This is a genomic window from Bacillus sp. ISL-18, from assembly GCF_018613415.1.
In the GTDB taxonomy this organism is placed as follows: Bacteria; Bacillota; Bacilli; order Bacillales; family Cytobacillaceae; genus Neobacillus.
Genome location: NZ_JAGGQG010000026.1, coordinates 69,522 through 86,450, shown reverse-complemented (window position 1 = coordinate 86,450; position 16,929 = coordinate 69,522). Strand labels below are relative to the sequence as shown.

At 41.5% G+C, this 16,929-nt stretch carries 16 protein-coding genes; 13 read left to right on the top strand and 3 right to left on the bottom strand.

Features of this window, described 5'->3' with window-relative positions; translation table 11 throughout:
• Positions 1-570: 570 nt before the first annotated feature.
• From J7E81_RS26985 to J7E81_RS26930, 12 genes are all read left to right on the top strand, one after another.
• Positions 571-1,539, top strand: coding sequence for an SIS domain-containing protein (locus J7E81_RS26985; protein ID WP_215047272.1), 969 nt, complete (start codon positions 571-573; stop codon positions 1,537-1,539).
• Positions 1,540-1,556: 17 nt separating this feature from the next.
• Positions 1,557-2,372 (top strand): fructoselysine 6-kinase, encoded by an 816-nt coding sequence (locus J7E81_RS26980; RefSeq protein WP_251028907.1) that lies wholly within the window; start codon positions 1,557-1,559, stop codon positions 2,370-2,372.
• 78 nt (positions 2,373-2,450) lie between these two features.
• The gene (locus tag J7E81_RS26975) at positions 2,451-3,164 is read left to right on the top strand and encodes a GntR family transcriptional regulator (protein WP_215047271.1); all 714 of its coding nucleotides are present in this window, start codon (positions 2,451-2,453) and stop codon (positions 3,162-3,164) included.
• 251 nt (positions 3,165-3,415) lie between these two features.
• Positions 3,416-4,999 (top strand): amidohydrolase, encoded by a 1,584-nt coding sequence (locus J7E81_RS26970; RefSeq protein WP_215047270.1) that lies wholly within the window; start codon positions 3,416-3,418, stop codon positions 4,997-4,999.
• Between the two features lie 58 nt (positions 5,000-5,057).
• Positions 5,058-6,509 carry a YfcC family protein gene (locus tag J7E81_RS26965; RefSeq protein WP_215047269.1) on the top strand — a complete coding sequence of 484 codons (1,452 nt, stop codon included), beginning with the start codon at positions 5,058-5,060 and terminating at the stop codon, positions 6,507-6,509.
• A gap of 224 nt (positions 6,510-6,733) precedes the next feature.
• Entirely contained in the window at positions 6,734-7,366 is a 633-nt protein-coding gene (locus tag J7E81_RS26960) for an FMN-dependent NADH-azoreductase (protein ID WP_215047268.1), read from the top strand.
• Between the two features lie 151 nt (positions 7,367-7,517).
• On the top strand, positions 7,518-7,952 hold the full coding sequence (locus J7E81_RS26955) for a hypothetical protein (protein ID WP_215047267.1): 435 nt from the start codon (positions 7,518-7,520) through the stop codon (positions 7,950-7,952).
• A 312-nt stretch (positions 7,953-8,264) separates the two neighbouring features.
• Positions 8,265-10,328 (top strand): BglG family transcription antiterminator, encoded by a 2,064-nt coding sequence (locus J7E81_RS26950; protein WP_215047266.1) that lies wholly within the window; start codon positions 8,265-8,267, stop codon positions 10,326-10,328.
• A 79-nt stretch (positions 10,329-10,407) separates the two neighbouring features.
• Complete coding sequence (locus J7E81_RS26945) at positions 10,408-10,689, top strand: PTS sugar transporter subunit IIB (protein ID WP_215047265.1); 282 nt, start codon at positions 10,408-10,410, stop codon at positions 10,687-10,689.
• A gap of 47 nt (positions 10,690-10,736) precedes the next feature.
• A complete protein-coding gene (locus tag J7E81_RS26940; protein WP_215047264.1) occupies positions 10,737-12,110 on the top strand; it encodes a PTS ascorbate transporter subunit IIC in 1,374 nt (457 codons plus the stop codon).
• A 128-nt stretch (positions 12,111-12,238) separates the two neighbouring features.
• The gene (locus tag J7E81_RS26935) at positions 12,239-13,087 is read left to right on the top strand and encodes a transketolase (protein ID WP_215047263.1); all 849 of its coding nucleotides are present in this window, start codon (positions 12,239-12,241) and stop codon (positions 13,085-13,087) included.
• The gene (locus J7E81_RS26930) at positions 13,087-14,043 is read left to right on the top strand and encodes a transketolase family protein (RefSeq protein WP_215047262.1); all 957 of its coding nucleotides are present in this window, start codon (positions 13,087-13,089) and stop codon (positions 14,041-14,043) included. Before J7E81_RS26935 ends, J7E81_RS26930 begins: the two co-directional genes overlap by 1 nt.
• Before the next feature lie 141 nt (positions 14,044-14,184).
• Here J7E81_RS26930 and J7E81_RS26925 read toward each other — a convergent pair whose 3' ends face one another.
• The 3 genes from J7E81_RS26925 to J7E81_RS26915 form a co-directional block, all read right to left on the bottom strand.
• Positions 14,185-14,328, bottom strand: coding sequence for a YvrJ family protein (locus J7E81_RS26925; RefSeq protein WP_215047261.1), 144 nt, complete (start codon positions 14,326-14,328; stop codon positions 14,185-14,187).
• Positions 14,329-14,405: 77 nt separating this feature from the next.
• Positions 14,406-14,624, bottom strand: coding sequence for a DUF2922 domain-containing protein (locus tag J7E81_RS26920; RefSeq protein WP_215047260.1), 219 nt, complete (start codon positions 14,622-14,624; stop codon positions 14,406-14,408).
• A gap of 172 nt (positions 14,625-14,796) precedes the next feature.
• On the bottom strand, positions 14,797-15,015 hold the full coding sequence (locus J7E81_RS26915) for a DUF1659 domain-containing protein (RefSeq protein ID WP_215047259.1): 219 nt from the start codon (positions 15,013-15,015) through the stop codon (positions 14,797-14,799).
• A gap of 255 nt (positions 15,016-15,270) precedes the next feature.
• Here J7E81_RS26915 and J7E81_RS26910 point away from each other — a divergent pair, with 255 nt between their 5' ends.
• Positions 15,271-16,917 (top strand): C39 family peptidase, encoded by a 1,647-nt coding sequence (locus tag J7E81_RS26910; protein WP_215047258.1) that lies wholly within the window; start codon positions 15,271-15,273, stop codon positions 16,915-16,917.
• Positions 16,918-16,929 lie beyond the last annotated feature (12 nt).

The window sequence follows — 16,929 nt, the reverse complement described above, 5'->3', positions numbered from 1 at the left end:
ACACAATTAAATGGACTTGACTGATAAGAATGGTTCATAACCCCTGAAGGAGAACTCCAAATTGGTTTTCGACAGATAAGAAGGGTTCATAACCCCCGAAGGAGAACCCCAAATTGGTTTTCGACAGATAAGAAGGGTTCATAACCCCTGAAGGAGAACCCCAAATTGGTTTTCGACAGATAAAAAGGGTTCATAACCCCTGAAGAAGAACCCCAAACTGGCTTTCGACAGATAAGAAGGGTTCATAACCCCTGAAGGAGAACTCCAAATTGGTTTTCGACAGATAAGAAGGGTTCATAACCCCTGAAGGAGAACCCCAAATTGGTTTTCGACAGATAAAAAGGGTTCATAACCCCCGAAGGAGATCCCCAAATTGGTTTTCGACAAATAAAAAGCGATCATTATCCTCCAGAAAAACAACTTGTACCCTACAACAGATAACACCCTACCCCCACAAATGAATTTAGATTAAATAAAAAAAATAGTTATTGACGCCCAACATGAAAGCGGTTATATTTAAGTCATAATAATAACGTTATATAACGTTATGGATAAAAAGGAGAGAATCAAATGAATCCAGTCAATGTTATTAACACGATCCATTCTCAAACTGAACAAGGGATTACTGAGGTATATTTAGTAGCATGCGGAGGGTCGCTGGTGGATATGTATCCGGCAAAATACTTCCTTGAGAGCGAAGCTAGAAAAATCGTAACAGGCTTATACACAGCCAACGAGTTTGTTCATGCGACACCAAAACGACTGAACAAAGATTCACTCGTGATTGTTTGTTCACACGGTGGAAATACACCAGAATCTGTTGAAGCTGCAAAAGTAGCAAAAGAGCACGGTGCCCATACCATTGGTTTAACGCATAACAATGAAGCAGCGTTATTAAGCTATTCTGATCATGCTTTCGTATATGAGTGGGGCGCAGACACGGATGTAAAAAATAACCCAATGGCAATCATCTTAGAACTTGTAGTCGAAACCCTTCATGTGACAGAAGGATATGCACACTACGAGGCTTTCCAAAATGGAATCGGAAAAATCAACGGAATCATTAAGAAGGGGGAGCAGCAAGTAGCTGAAAGAACAAAGGAATTTGCGGATAAATACAAAGATGAAGAGTTATTTTATATCCTATCGAGCGGTGCTTCCTATGGACATGCTTATGGATTCGCGATTTGCTCCCTTATGGAAATGCAATGGCTGAATGCAGCATCGATCCACTCAGGTGAATATTTCCACGGACCATTCGAAGTAACTGATAAAGAAACTCCATTTATTTTATTAATGAACGAAGGCCGCACACGCGCATTAGATGAACGTGCAAAAGCCTTCCTTCAGCAGTACGCTGAAAAGGTAGAAGTGGTTGACGCGAAAGAATTAGGAATCAATACAATTGCCGATGAAGTGGTCGAATTTTTTAATCCAATCCTGTTCTACAGCATTATGTGTGTCTACCGTTCCGCGTTAGCAGATGTTCGAAATCATCCATTAGAAACTCGCCGTTATATGGGGAAAGTATCTTACTAAATCGAGGGTGAAACGTTATGATGAAGGTTTTAGGTATTGGCGATAATGTAGTAGATAAATATGTTCATATTAAAACGATGTATCCAGGTGGAAACGCAGTAAACTTTAGTGTATTTGCCAAAAAATTAGGTGTCGATGCAGCGTTTATGGGGACCTTCGGTGACGATTCAGAAGGGGAGCACGTTGAAAAGGTACTAAAGGAGCTCGAAATCGATTTATCTCATTGCCGGCACTTTAGCGGGGAAAACGGCTGTGCCCGTGTCACCTTAGAGGATGGTGACCGCATCTTTTTAGGGAGTAACGCAGGCGGAGTGACCCGCGACAACCCGCTCCAACTAACGGAAGTGGATATCGAGTATATTAAGGGGTTCTCGATCATGCATACCGGGTTGTACAGCCATACCGGCCATATTTTAGAACCATTAAGCACCCTTGGTGTACCGCTGTCCTTTGATTTTTCCGATGATTTTCAGCAAGAAGAAATCGACCAGAATATTCCTTATGTCGATTATGCTTTCTTTTCCTGCAGCCACCTGTCGCATGAGGAGACGGAGCAATTTTTAAAGGCAAACCGTAAGAAGGAAGGGCAAATTCTCGTTGCCACACGCGGCAGTGATCCGGCGATTGCGTTTGATGGTGAACACTACTACTACCAAGCACCAGATTATGTAAAGGCAGTCGATACGATGGGAGCAGGGGATTCATTTATTACCGCCTTTTTACTGCACTTTTTAAAAAATAAGGATATGGCTGAATCCATGAAGGAAGCTGCTGCCTTCGCAGCGAAAAGTTGTTTGGTAGAAGGCTCGTTTGGGTACGGTGTTCCCTATTAATTCCTTGTGTATAGCGAAACCTTTGCTGCCCTTCTGTTATAATGATGATATAACGTTATAAACAAGCGGGGGTAAACGATGTTAAACGCGGACCATCAAGAACCATTATATAGACAATTAAAAAAGGCAATCCAGGCTGCTATATTAAATGATACGTATCAGCAGGGTGAAAAAATCCCAACTGAACCGGAATTAAGTGAGCAGTATAATGTCAGCCGAATCACGGTTAGAAAGGCCGTGGAAGAGCTGGTGAAGGAAGGATACTTAGTTAAACAGCAGGGAAAAGGGACTTTTGTCAGCCTTCCTAAAATAGATCGAAAAATTGAACACGTCATGGGGTTTACCGCGGCTTGCCAGGCCAATGGTTTTACTTCCCACAGTAAGGTAACGAAAACAGAAGTAATGAAAGGGGACGCTGACCTTCGTAAGGCTTTACAGCTGGAGAAGGACGAAAAGGTCTTGTATATTCAACGGAAAAGATTTGCTGGTGATAACCCATTAATGCTGGAAAATAACTATTATCCCTATAATCGCTATTCCTTTTTATTGGATGAGACATTGGATGGCTCCCTCTATGATTTATTGCGGGAAAAGTACGAAATATTCCCCAATCAATCTGGAAAAACCACACTGGAAATCGCGTTAGCGGACGAGGAACAGGCCCAGTTGCTCGAAACAAGCATTGGGAAGCCATTATTCTATATGAATGCCGTTATTTATGATCAGCATGGCCGCCCTGTCCACGCGGGGAAGCAGTACATTATCGGAGATCGCTATCAATTTACTTTATAGTAAATTGGATAGTATTGCCCTTTTTTATAACGTTCCATATCGTTATGAAAAAGGGCGGTTATATACAGCTAATGACAGCGCTTTTATGATTATCGCCGATAAATGGTTGAAAAGCGCCGATAAATTCGTAAAAACCGCTGATAAAATTCAAAAACCGCCGATATATTTATGAAAACCGCCGATATCGCAAAAAAACCGCCGATATGTTGCCATTTTCTAAAAAAAATCAAAAGTAGGATGAAGGTGCTTCGATGAAAGGTACACATAATGCTGCAGACATCGTACTCGTTTCGAATGTTATTTTTTCAAGCAAAGAGGACGAACCGTTCGCAGGGTTTATTGCCATTCAGGAAAACAAAATAATCGCTGTTGGAACACAGGACGAACAGCAGCAATGGATTGGCCCGGAAACATACGTTTACGAGCTCGGTGATCAGCTTGTAATGCCTGGAATTCATGACAACCATGTTTTTTTCACAGGCTATATGTCCATGAACAGAGGGGTAGATTTATCTGAAACCTCCACCATGAAGGAAGCGTTAGCTCTATTAGTCAATCACTCTAAGAGTCTAGATGCAACACAGAATTTATATGGATTTGGCTGGGATCAAGAAGTGTGGGGGTGCCTGCCTGAGCCGCATCTATTGGATCAGGCATTTCCAGACAGACCAGTCATTTCCATTAACCACAATAAAAGCTATTGCTGGATGAATCAGACAGCCATCGATCACTATCAATTTACTCCTGATGCCTGCAGTGCGGAAGCAAGGGCACTTTTATTAAACGATATGCTCCATGACCGCCAAAAAGTTAAAGAGGAATTCTTGAGTTTCTGTCAGCTATTAGCCTCTAGAGGGGTAACCTCCATCAAAGACATCGGCTTTGATGAGTATGAACTGCTGCCGGTTTTAACAGAATTAAATGATGAGGGCCGGCTGCCGCTTCGCGTGCATTTTGTCCTGGAGCCTGTCTTAGAACCTCTTAATCTAGCTGCCGGCCTTGCCTACCAGCAGAACTATCAAGATGATCACCTCCACTTTCAAGGCTATAAGCTGATGGTAGATGGCGTCGTTGCTAATCATACAGGAGATATGCTAGAACCGTATACGGATATGCCGGGGATCAGGAATTTAAATACAGTAGATTATGGAAATATTGAAAATTCAGTTTTAGAAGCAGACCGTCATGGGTTAAAATGTTGTTTAACAGCTGAAGGGGATGCTGCGATTCGACAGGCAGTGACTATTTTAGAAAAATGCCGTCGTGTCAATGGTCGGCGTGATGCCAGACATTCGATTAGTGATTTAGAGTACCCGCATCCAGATGATTTAAAGCGGATGGGCGAACTTGAGATCTTTGCGGAAGTATATGCGCAAATCCTGCTGCTGAATCCTTCTTATCCAGATGCCTATATGGGGGAAGTCGTTGGAAAGAAGAATGAACACCGCTTTTACGACTATAAGACGATGCTTGACGCTGGGATTACAATTACAGCGGGAACGGATTTGCCTTTATTTTTAACGAGCGTACTTGATTCCATTTATGCTGCATCCAAGCGCTTATTTCCAGATGGTTCTCCTTCAGGAGGCTGGTTTCCGGAACGGGGAATGCCGATCTCAGAAATATTGAAAGCATGGACGATCAACGGGGCGAAGCATCAGTTCATGGAAGACAAGACCGGTTCGATTGAAGTGGGGAAATATGCGGATATTGCTGTCTTTAACCGGAATCTTTTTGAAACCCCCGCTGAGGAGCTGCGAGAGGCGAAAGTAGTCTTAACGATTGCAGATGGAAAAATTGTTTATGATACTACGATGATAAAGGTATCGCAATAAATAGGTTTAATGATAATACGTTATAAAACGTCACTTGAAAAGGAAATGGGGAACCACGATGGAAGCAAAAGCATTGCAGCCAACGGTTATTAAAAAACGAAAGAAGTGGGCATTGCCTCACAGTTACACCCTTATTTTTATTATCATTATTGCAGTAGCCCTGTTAACATGGATTATTCCGAGCGGGCAATTTGACCGGAAAGAAGTAACGGTAGACGGCTCAGCGCGAACGGTCATTGTCCCAGGGACCTTTCACACCATCTCAAAGATTGGGAAAAATGGAGACTTACGTCAAGGACTATCAGGCATTTTAAGTGCGCCAATGGCCGGAGTCATTAATGCGGCGGATGTTGTGGCATTTGTGCTGATTGTTGGAGGGGCATTCGGAATCATTTTGCAGACAGGTGCGATTGACCGAGGATTAATTGCCCTCGCACGGCGGTTGAAAAATAAAGGAATTTGGGTCATTCCTATCTCGATGATGATTTTCAGTTTGGGCGGATCGACGTTTGGAATGAGTGAAGAAACGATTCCACTTTATGCGATTTTTATTTCATTAATGTTTGTTTTAAAATTTGACTCGATTACCGCTATTTTAATTTTATTTTTAGGTACTCAAATTGGTTATGTTGGATCCACTTTGAATCCATTTTCAGTGCTGATTGCCCAGGGTGTTTCCGGAGTGGAAGGCAACCCGCAATTGTGGCTCCGCTTTATTGAATGGATTGTTTTCACCGGCGTATCGATAGCCTTTACGATGTGGTATGCCAATCGAGTAAGGAAGGACCCCAAGAAGTCGGTTGTTTATAAAAATGATAAGGAAAACCGTGAACGTTTTATTAAAGCCGACAGCGGCAAGGAAATTGTTTTCTCTGGACGCGATAAATTAATCCTATCTGGATTTGTGGTAGCGCTTGGTTTAATTGTTTGGGGAATTCTTTCTAAAGGCTGGTACATGACGGAAATTGGTGCGGTGTTTGTGGGATTAGGTCTGTATGCTGGTATTGTGGCTAAGATGAATCAAAAAGAGTTAGCGGAAAACTTTGTTAAGGGTTGTGGCGAGTTTGTGTATGCGGCCGTCATCATTGGGCTTTCCCGCGGGATTTTAGTTCTTGCTGAAAATGGGATGATCATTGATACGATCCTAAATTCACTTGCGAATATGATGGAAGGTCTGCCGAAGTTTGCGTTTACGACGATCATGCTGCTCGCACATAATGTGATTACCTTCTTTGTGCCGTCCTCCTCTGGTGAGGCCGCCTTAACGATGCCGGTAATGGCACCGTTAGCGGAGTTAGTGGGCATCAATCGCGAAGCAGCCGTTACCGCCTATCAATTTGGTAATGGACTTACGAATCTCATTTCCCCCACAGGCGGAGTGCTCTTAGCCGGTTTAGCAATTGCCCGGATTAGCTTTGGCCAATGGATCAAATTAATCATGAAACTGTTCCCGATATTATGGGTAATTTCAGCTGTTTTTGCAGCCATCTCCGCTTATGTTGGGATGTAATAAAAGCAAAGGGACGGTTCTTCTGCTTCCGAAGCAGGAGAACCGTCCCTTTGTTTATGTTATTTTTGTATAATTATAGAAATTTATGGTTCTTTGAAACTAGATAATTATAACTAGTTTCTTTATAATACTTCTGAGCAATTTTATTGCGATTTATTTTATTGTTATATATTATTAATTCGAGATAATCAATTTCAAGAATAAAAAAAGGAGTTTTTATATAAATGAACGTATTAGTAGTGAAAGCAAATAACCGTCCAGCTTCTGAAGCTGTTTCTAGTAAAATGTATGAGACTTTCATGGAGAACCTTGAAGGTGTGAACGTAACCACTTATGATGTCTTTGCAGAAGACATGCCATACTTTGGCCAAGATCTTTTTAATGCTTTTGGCAAATTACAAGCTGGCGAAGAATTATCTGATATCGAACAACGTATTGTAGCTGCCAAACAAAAAGCGATGGACGCTCTTTCAGCAGCAGACTTAGTGGTATTCGCATTCCCATTATGGAACTTAACGATCCCAGCTAAATTACAAACCTTTATCGACTATGTTTACGCAGCTGGATTCGCATTTAAGTATAGCGAAACTGGTCAATTAATCAGCTTAATGCCTGATAAAAAAGCTGTCATCCTAAGCGCTCGCGGCGGCATCTATTCCACTCCAGAAACAGCACCAATGGAAATGGCTGCAACGTATGTCAAAAACGTATTTGGCGGCGTCTTTGGAATGGAAATCATTGATGAAGTCATCATCGAAGGACATAATGCAGCACCAGCTCAAGCAGAAACGATTATTGCAGAAGGTCTAGCGAAAGTTGCTGAAGTAGCAAAACGTATTTCCGCTGTTAAGGCATAATTTTTCAGAGACTGACACGATAAAAAAACATACGAGGCTCCCTTGTTTACCATAGCAAGGGGCGTGCTTAACCTACCTTTGTTTTACAGAGGTAGGTTTTTTTATGTAAATGGAGATAATTTAGAAAAAGAGGGTTCGGAGGATTTTGCTTATGGCTGATTTGAAATATTTAGAACCAACAGAGCTGCTTGAAAAAATCTATGCGACGCTGTGCTCGGAGTATGAGGATGCCCAGCATTATAAAAATGAACAGGACCAGAGTGAAATAGAAGTTACGAAGAAACGGTTAACGAAGAAGATTTTTAATGAATTTGTCGTTGATGAAGAGTATTTTTTAACGATGGATTCGGATGTATTTAATGAACGATATCATTTATATGAGGATGATTTTTTGAGGCTGATCAAGCAATGCAGTGAAAACAGGGTGGAGTATGATACCTTTGTGCAGATTATTGATGACTTGATTGCTAGTGCCAAGTTTCGGCTGCATGCGTTTGAACAGTTGACGGAGGAGATTCAGAAAATACAAGAGGTGGAGGAGACGGAGGAGGAAACAGTAGAAGAAGCAGAAGATGAAGAGGAGTAATCATGATGAGGGCTAGAGCTGTATTTAAATATATACCATCAAATTTCGGTGAGATTATCCACAACGATTTATCTATTTGGTTTTTAGTTTTCAAGATCGCCTGATTCTCTTATCACTGTTGAGGGAATATGCTGGGCTATTTAGAATTCCTTGTTAAATGAGGTAATTCAATTACAATAGTATGTTAGAACAAGGATTTGTCCCAAAAAGGGTTCAGCCCAATTTTGTAAAAACGTTGAGACATCATTTGTTACCAATACATCAACTAAATGAAAGCGTTTTATAATATGATGATTACAGGAGGCTAAGCCAATGATCATTGAAAAACGTCCGGCACTTTTATTGGATCATTTTCTAAAAGTGAAGCATACCACCATAAATCAAATGATGGCTGCTACCCAATTGTCCAAACGACAAATCTCCTATGATTTGGAGAAAGTGAATCAATGGTTAAAGGAAAAAGAACTACCACCCATACCATACAAGGGCAGTCAGACGATTGAGGTACCAGAGTTGGTTTTGGACTATTTTCGTAAGCAGCACTCGAGCCCAATCGAGCGGGATTTCATCTTAACAGAAGAGGAACGCTTGTCGGTCATTTACCTTTATCTGTTTATCCGAACGGAGCCTATTTCATCCATTCATCTAACCCTGCTTTTGCAAGTTAGTAAGAATACGGTCATCTCTGATGTGAAACGAGCAAATGAAATAAATCGCCGATATTTGGTGGAAATTCGTTATACAAGACAAAAGGGCTACCACCTAAAGGGAACAGAGTTTGATAAAAGGGTACTTGTGATGCACTGCTTAGCTAAGTTAGTTCATGTACCCTACTTTGAGAGGCTGATCGATCATCTGCTGCGGGAGAAAAATGGACACATTCATTACGAGGAAATCTACCGAACTCTTACACAATTGGAAAAGCAGTTTGACCTTCATTTTGTTGAAGAACGGTTACATCAATTTGCCTATTTTCTTATTTTTTATTTCTACCGTTTGGAAGAAAGAAAGAATGCAAAATTTCATTCGGATGAAATGAGTCTATTAAATAGAGATCCGATGTGGAAAGTGGCTAGACAGTTAAGTGAGCAAATCCCAGTTGAGCAAAAGGAATCAGAGGTATCCTACATGACGATCCAACTACTGGGCTTGTCATTAGGCAGAAGTTCTGCTCATGAAAGTAGTCATGATTTACTGTTTAAACTATGTGAACAGCTTGTTTTTGATTTTGAATCCAAGGCATGTATTGTTTTTGAAAAAAAGGATGAAGTTATTCAAACGCTATACCAGCATCTAAAACCGGCCTATTTTCGAATGAAGTATCGAATTCCGATCGATAATCCGCTCTTGAATCAAATTAAGAGTGAGCATAAAGAGCTCTATACGATTGTGAAAGAAATGCTACATCCGATTGGATTATTGCTTGGAATCACCATACCTGAGGAGGAAGTCGGGTTTATTACGATTCATTTTGGTGCTCTGTTAGATAAACCTAAGCAGGCAATGCCGAAAAAGAAACAGGCGATTGTCGTTTGTCCAAGTGGAATTAGTTCATCTTTAATGGTCAAACATCAGCTAGAATCGCTATTTTCAGAGATTACCGTTGAAAAGACATTATCCTTACAAGAGTTCAAGGAGAATCGGTGTGACCGCTATGATTTAGTTTTTTCAACAGTAAAGCTGGATACCATACTTCCTTGTTTCTATGTAAAGCCCATCATGACACCAATTGAAAAAAACAACTTGGTTACTGAAGTTTATCAGTATCTGTTTGGAATTCAATATCATGATATCTCGTTGAAAGAACTGATTCAAACAATCGGTAAATTTGCCAATATTTATGATGAAAATGGATTGAAGCAAGCACTAAGTCAAATGACATTTCATAAAAAGGCAGAGATTAATAGGGGGAGACAACCAGTGTTACAAGATTTATTGCAAGATGAAACCATTCAAGTTATTGAAAAGCTTACTGATTGGGAGGAGGCTGTAAAAGTAGCCGCAAATCCGTTGCTAAGGAAAGGGGTCATTGAGCCATCCTACATTACGGCGATGATTGAAAATATTAAGACATTGGGTGCTTACGTCGTAATTGGCCCTGAAGTGGCGATCCCGCATGCGCGACCAGAGACGGGGGTTAATCAGGTAGGTATGAGCTTTTTAAAACTTCATCAGCCAGTCAATTTTTTAAATGATGAAAAGTATCCGGTTCGCCTGCTGTTTTGTATTGCAGCTGTCGATAATACAACCCATCTTAAGGCACTTTCGCAATTGACGAAGCTTCTAAGTGACAAGAACAACATTGAACTTCTAAAAACAGTAGATTCGATGGAAGAAATTATTTGCCTATTTAAGCAATACTCTGAGGTCAGCTGATACCCTGGCACTCCTTAGGTTTGCTAGAAAAATAGATTGTGATTTTAGTAAGTAAATATACAAAGCTGGAGGGATTTTTATGAAAATTATGGCCGTGTGTGGATCAGGTTTAGGAAGCAGCTTTATGTTAGAGATGAATGTTCAACAAATTTTATCGGAGTTGGGGTTAAGTGGGATTGAAGTCGAGCATACCGACCTAAGCTCAGCAACCCCGGCAGATGCAGACGTGTTTATTGCGACAAGAGATATTGCAGAAGGAATGGGGCACTTAGGTGAGGTAATTGTAATTGACAGCATTATCGACATGGATGGCATTCGCGCGAAACTTCACGAGGTGCTTCAACAAAAGGGACTTCTCTAAGAAATAAACCAATATCGATTTGTTTTCATTAAAAGGAGGCAATTTTTATGGGGGAAAGAATTCTTAAGTTAGTGATGGATATTCTGAGCCAACCAGCAGTATTGGTTGCATTAATTGCACTTATCGGTCTTCTTATTCAGAAAAAACCTACGAGTGACGTTATCAAAGGAACCGTTAAAACATTCTTGGGGTTCCTAGTCATTTCCGCAGGAGCAGATATTATCGTGGCATCTCTTGATCCTTTCGGAAAGATGTTCCAACAGGCGTTTCATGTAAAAGGTGTTGTTCCAAACAATGAAGCCATCGTTGCCATGGCGTTAAAAGAATATGGCAGTATCACCGCCTTTATTATGTTCTTTGGAATGTTAGCCAATATTTTAATCGCCAGGTTTACTAGACTAAAATATATCTTTTTGACTGGTCATCACACCTTATACATGGCTTGTATGCTAGCCGTAATCCTAGCGGTATCCGGTTTAAAAGGTGTTCCACTCGTGGTCGTTGGTTCTCTGGCACTCGGATTAATCATGGCTATTTTCCCAGCAATCTGTCAGCCATTTATGAGAAAAATTACGGGTAACGATAGTATCGGATTTGGACATTTTTCAAGCTTAGGATATGTACTTGCCGGTCTTGTAGGAAAAGTGGTTGGGAAAAATTCCAAATCAACTGAAAAGATTAATTTCCCTAAGGGATTAGGATTCTTACGTGACAGCTCTGTAACCATTGCGTTAACCATGATCATTCTCTATGTCATTATCGCTCTATTTGCTGGCCCATCTTATATCGAGAAAGAGCTTAGCGGAGGAACTCATTATCTTGTATTCTCTCTTATCCAGGCAGTTAAATTCGCAGCAGGTGTATTTGTGATCCTTTCAGGTGTTCGTCTTGTGTTAGCAGAAATTGTTCCTGCATTCAAGGGGATTTCAACAAGGCTTGTACCAAACTCCAAACCAGCTTTGGATTGCCCAATTGTTTTCCCTTATGCACCAAATGCAGTTTTAATTGGATTCTTCTGCAGCTTCCTTGGCGGGATTGTCGGAATGGTTATTCTAGGATTTACAGGTGCGATCATTATTCTTCCGGGTGTTGTACCACACTTCTTCACAGGTGCAACTGCTGGTGTATTTGGTAACTCCACGGGAGGTATTCGCGGGGCAACGATTGGTTCGTTTGCAAATGGCTTGTTAATTACCTTCCTGCCTGTTTTCTTAATGCCGGTCCTTGGCGACTTAGGTTTTGCCAGCACGACGTTTTCTGATGCCGACTTTGCTGCTTCTGGTATTGTTCTTGGTAATATTGCCAATTCAATGGGCGCTACAGGTGTAACTGTTACCGTGGTGGCTCTGGTCCTAGTGGCTATCATATTTGGCTTTATCAAAAAGGACAAAGCCGACACTAATTCCCAAATCGGGGCTTAATGGTCAAATTTAATCAAAGCACTCCAGGGTGCTGCAGCAGCTTTACTGCTGACAGCCCTGTATTGCTTTTCTTTTTTTGCAAAAATAGGCTGGTGCCTGGCACCTAAGAAAGTAAGGGAGGATTTTTAATGGAGATCGATCTTCAAAAAGTAGAAAGATATCGCGATGAAATTCGTTTAATGACGCTAAAGGAACTGCATCATCTTGGCTTTGGACATTATGGCGGGAGTCTATCGATTGTAGAAGTCTTGGCTGTTTTATATGGTGAAGTGATGAAGGTGGATCCGATAGAACCTCTATGGGAGGATCGAGATTACTTCATTTTATCAAAAGGTCATGGCGGACCAGGTCTTTATGCTGCATTGGCGCTTAAAGGGTACTTCCCTTTAGACCGACTGTACACACTTAATCAAAATGGTACCACTCTCCCTTCACATCCGGACCGACATTTAACGCCGGGCGTTGATATGACAACGGGTTCCTTAGGGCAGGGAATTTCAGCGGCGGTGGGAGTAGCTCTTTCTCATAAACTCTCTGCTAAAGACAACTTCACTTATTGTATTGTTGGGGATGGTGAACTGAATGAAGGAGAATGCTGGGAAGCGTTCCAATTTGCTGCCCATCATAAACTAAACCACCTCTTTGTGTTCGTAGATGACAATAAAAAGCAATTAGATGGGCCAACCAAGGATATTATTGATCCACTAGATTTAGAAGAGAAATTTAATGCGTTTGGGTTTTATACCATGAAGGTTGATGGTCGTTCATTGAAACAAATCTATGAAGCTATTGAAAAAGGGAAAGAACAGTCCAACAAACCGGTGGCAATTATTTTGGATACCATCAAGGCACAAGGTGTTCCGTATTTAGAAGTAAAGGCTGATAACCATCATATCCGTCCAAGTAAAGCGGATGAGGAAGCCATCTTGGCTGTTATTAAGGAATTAGAGAACAAACTTGGAAAGGTTGTGTCTTAATGATTCAAACAGCATCCCAAAGCTATGAATTAGAAAACATGGAAATGCGGCAGATGTATGCCAATACCATACTTGAATTGGCTAAAAAAAATCCTAATGTGATTGCGTTAGAAGCGGATTTAATGAGCGCAATATCTACCAGTAAAATCAGCAAGCAAATCCCAAATCAACTCATCAATTGTGGGATTATGGAAGCCAATATGCTGGGAGTTGCGGCGGGACTTTCGCTTACCGGAAAAATTCCTTATGTGCATACATTTGGACAGTTCGCTACTCGACGAGCTTTTGACCAATTGTTTGTTTCGGGTGCCTATGCCAAAACAAATATTAAAATCTTGGGCTCTGATGCTGGTGTTACCGCTGAGCACAACGGTGGTACCCATATGACCTTTGAAGACTTGGGCCTTGTTCGTTTGATTCCAAATGCGGTTGTCTATGAAGTAAGTGATTCTACTATGTTAGGATATCTGCTTCGTAAAATTGAAAAAGAGCATGGTATTCATTATATCCGGACGATTCGTAAGAATGCAGTCAAGATTTACAAGGAAAATGAAATTTTTGAAACAGGAAAAGGCAAGGTGCTTCGGGACGGCGGTGATGTGACGATTATTGCCAGTGGTATTATGGTGGCAGAGTCATTAAAGGCCGCAGACTTGCTGCAAGAAAAAGGCATTGAAGCCGCGGTAATTGATATGTTTTCCATCAAACCAATCGATCAGGAGTTAATAGTTAAGTATGCCCAAAAAACAAAAGCAATCATCACAGCCGAGAATCATAACGTGATTGGCGGACTAGGAAGTGCGGTTGCTGAGGTGTTGAGTGAACTGTGCCCAACCAAAATGAAGCGCATTGGTGTCCGTGAAAGATTTGGGCAGGTTGGAAAAGTGGACTACTTGCAGGAAGTATATCAATTAACGGCTCAGGATATCGCTGTAGCAGCTAAAAGCCTAATTTAATTAGTCAAAATTGAGGGGTAAAGGTGCATGAATTGGATAAAAAAGTCTAATAAGTTCATTTCATAAACAGACACTCCTGTCTTAAAAACACAAGAAAGCCACCCGTGTAAGTTTGATTTCGTGCTAGGTGGCTTTTATACGTTATGTCCGCTCCCTCATTCGGTCAGGGAGATTCTGGATCGACTGCACGACTAAATCTAATTTTGACTCAATGCGATATAACAGATAAAGGGACACCACAATCGGGAAACCCACTTCACTGATGAGGGGAATGATTTGTTCCACCACATTCATCTCCTTTCTCTACTGAGACTGTTGAATAAAGAAGAGGCCGGCTTCAAAGCGAATCCGGCCTCCCGTTATTATGCAAGTTCATAATCAGTTACGTCACGGTTGATCACCCTGGCTCCTTTTGAAGCCACTAACTTGCCGCTTCCAGTCGTGAAAACATTCGCAGCAATAATTTGTGCCATCGATAACTTGACCACTTCCTCATCAATCGGTTCCTTTGGATTATCAACCGAGATGCGGGCAGTCTTACCATACTCCGTTCCAAACTGCAATTCCAACGTCTTTGCCATCCTAATCACCTCCTTTTCCTCGTACAAGAGTTATTAATGGTGTTCACAGTATCTTTGGTGTCATTGGTGCAATTAGTGTCATTAGTGAAAATGGTGACAGGCACCAAACATGGATACTGTCTCTGCCAGGTGGACACTTCATTCTGTCTTCAAGTTACTCCGAACCGAAGGATTAGCCTAGGATTTCGAAGGTGTCAGTGCGTTCTACACTGTTTAGTGAGTCGTTGCACAGTGCTGAGATGGCTTGTGCTGCTTGATGTAGCTGGTCGACGGTTGACTCCTTTTTGACGTTGCTGAAGGTTCTTGATTTGAGGATAGGGTTTCCTTCATTATCAATGCCTCCATCAAAAACCAAGCGTAGTTTTGTTCCTTCTAGTAATGCTTCTGCCATGTGTATCACCTCCTTTCGTCTTATATATATAGATTTAGAGGCTAAAAGGACAGGCTGGGATAAAAATAGTTTAGATCGTTTGCCCCCCTCACTTCCGCATCTAAAGCTGCTTTGTAGTCATTAAGGTCTATATTTACCATGAAATTCTTGCTAGAATAGTAGAATATCCTTCCATATTTGGTAATCTGGTTAAAGGAAAGTTAATAATCCAATTGTTTACTTAATTGACAAAGAGAAAGATAAGGAGTTGGTCAATTGAATCGTTTGAAATTTAAATTCCTTTCATCAGCGATTGCTTTTGGGGTCATCAGTGCTGCCAGTTTTCTGTTACCCTCTGCCTCCTATGCCCAGACAACGCTGAACGTACCGCTTATCTCGCAATTACCTGAATTGAAGAATGGCTGCGAGGTAACGAGCTTAACCATGCTGCTTCGGTACAAAGGAATTAATGTAACCAAAATGGGGTTAGCCAATCAAGTGAAAAAGGACCCGACACCTTACCGAGTGTCTGGAAGTACGATTTACTGGGGAAATCCGAATACCGGCTTCGTTGGGGACATTACCGGGCGAAGGATTGGTTATTCTGTCTATCATGGCCCCATTTATCAATTAGCCAATCGGTATACTAATGCAATTGATCTTACCGGACAACCATTCGATGTGATTTTAAAACAATTGAGCAAAGGCAAACCGGTCTGGGTGATTTCCACTAGTACCTTCAACACGGTACCGAGCAGTCAATGGAAAACCATCCAAACACCAACCGGGCCGATTCGAATGACCTTTCATGAGCATAGTGTTCTGCTTACCGGTTATGATTCAAACTATGTCTATTTTAATGATCCACTTGCGAATATTAAAAACCGCAAGATATCCCGAACCTCCTTCCTTAGAGGCTGGGAGCAATTTGGCAGACAGGCGATTACATACGGATCATCAAGAGGATACCTTGATAAACCAGGGGCAGGTATATCCATCAATGAAACTTACAATCTATCAGGCTGGTTCTTAGATGAGAGTAATGTTTCAAAAATTGAAGTGCTGGTTGATGGGAAAGTGGTCGGCCAAGCCTCCTATGGTGATGTAAGAGCGGATGTGAAAAAGGCTTATCCTGACTATAACAATGGGAATGCTGGTTTCCATTATGGTTTGGACACAAAGAAATTGAGTAATGGAACACATACGATTACGATTAAGGAAACAGGCAAAAATGGATGGACTAGTACATTGCCTGGAAGGGTTGTCACGGTTTCAAATGCAAAAGGAGCTTTAGAAACTCCGGTAACAAATGAAATAGCGAAGGGACAATATAACGTAAAAGGCTGGTATTTGGACCAAAGTCATGTTGCCAAGATTGAAGTATTGGTAGACGGAAAAGTGGTTGGTCTAGCCTCTTATGGCGATGTAAGAGCAGATGTGAAAAAGGCCTATCCTGCCTACAACAATGCCAATGCTGGTTATCATTATCCTCTAGATACAACAAAATTAGCGGATGGAGTCCATTCGATTACAGTTAGGGAAACAGGAAGAAACAGATTGGTTTCCATACTGCCGACAAAAACCTTCACGATTTCGAATGTTAGAGGATATCTCGATCAGCCGGCTGCCAATACTACAATCAGCGGAAGCAAAACAATATCAGGCTGGTTTTTAGACGAAAGCACCGTCTCGACCATTGATGTTCTTGTGGACGGAAGGGTCGTCGGCCAGGCGGCATACAGAGATGCCAGACCCGATGTGCTAAAGGCGTATCCTGAGTTTAATAATGGGAATGCCGGCTACCATTTTGTGCTGAACACGTTAGGATTTAGTAACGGCAAACATACGATTACCATAAGGGAAACGGGAAAAAACGGCAAGGTCAAGACGTTTCCAGGAAGAGTTGTCACGATCTCTAACTAAAACGAAAGAGAC

Bases quoted from the DNA above. Each gene is read 5' to 3' on its own strand.
- J7E81_RS26985 (WP_215047272.1), top strand. From the start codon at position 571: ATGAATCCAGTCAATGTTATTAACACGATCCATTCTCAAACTGAACAA.
- J7E81_RS26980 (WP_251028907.1), top strand. From the start codon at position 1,557: ATGATGAAGGTTTTAGGTATTGGCGATAATGTAGTAGATAAATATGTT.
- J7E81_RS26975 (WP_215047271.1), top strand. From the start codon at position 2,451: ATGTTAAACGCGGACCATCAAGAACCATTATATAGACAATTAAAAAAG.
- J7E81_RS26970 (WP_215047270.1), top strand. From the start codon at position 3,416: ATGAAAGGTACACATAATGCTGCAGACATCGTACTCGTTTCGAATGTT.
- J7E81_RS26965 (WP_215047269.1), top strand. From the start codon at position 5,058: ATGGAAGCAAAAGCATTGCAGCCAACGGTTATTAAAAAACGAAAGAAG.
- J7E81_RS26960 (WP_215047268.1), top strand. From the start codon at position 6,734: ATGAACGTATTAGTAGTGAAAGCAAATAACCGTCCAGCTTCTGAAGCT.
- J7E81_RS26955 (WP_215047267.1), top strand. From the start codon at position 7,518: ATGGCTGATTTGAAATATTTAGAACCAACAGAGCTGCTTGAAAAAATC.
- J7E81_RS26950 (WP_215047266.1), top strand. From the start codon at position 8,265: ATGATCATTGAAAAACGTCCGGCACTTTTATTGGATCATTTTCTAAAA.
- J7E81_RS26945 (WP_215047265.1), top strand. From the start codon at position 10,408: ATGAAAATTATGGCCGTGTGTGGATCAGGTTTAGGAAGCAGCTTTATG.
- J7E81_RS26940 (WP_215047264.1), top strand. From the start codon at position 10,737: ATGGGGGAAAGAATTCTTAAGTTAGTGATGGATATTCTGAGCCAACCA.
- J7E81_RS26935 (WP_215047263.1), top strand. From the start codon at position 12,239: ATGGAGATCGATCTTCAAAAAGTAGAAAGATATCGCGATGAAATTCGT.
- J7E81_RS26930 (WP_215047262.1), top strand. From the start codon at position 13,087: ATGATTCAAACAGCATCCCAAAGCTATGAATTAGAAAACATGGAAATG.
- J7E81_RS26920 (WP_215047260.1), bottom strand. From the start codon at position 14,624: ATGGCAAAGACGTTGGAATTGCAGTTTGGAACGGAGTATGGTAAGACT.
- J7E81_RS26915 (WP_215047259.1), bottom strand. From the start codon at position 15,015: ATGGCAGAAGCATTACTAGAAGGAACAAAACTACGCTTGGTTTTTGAT.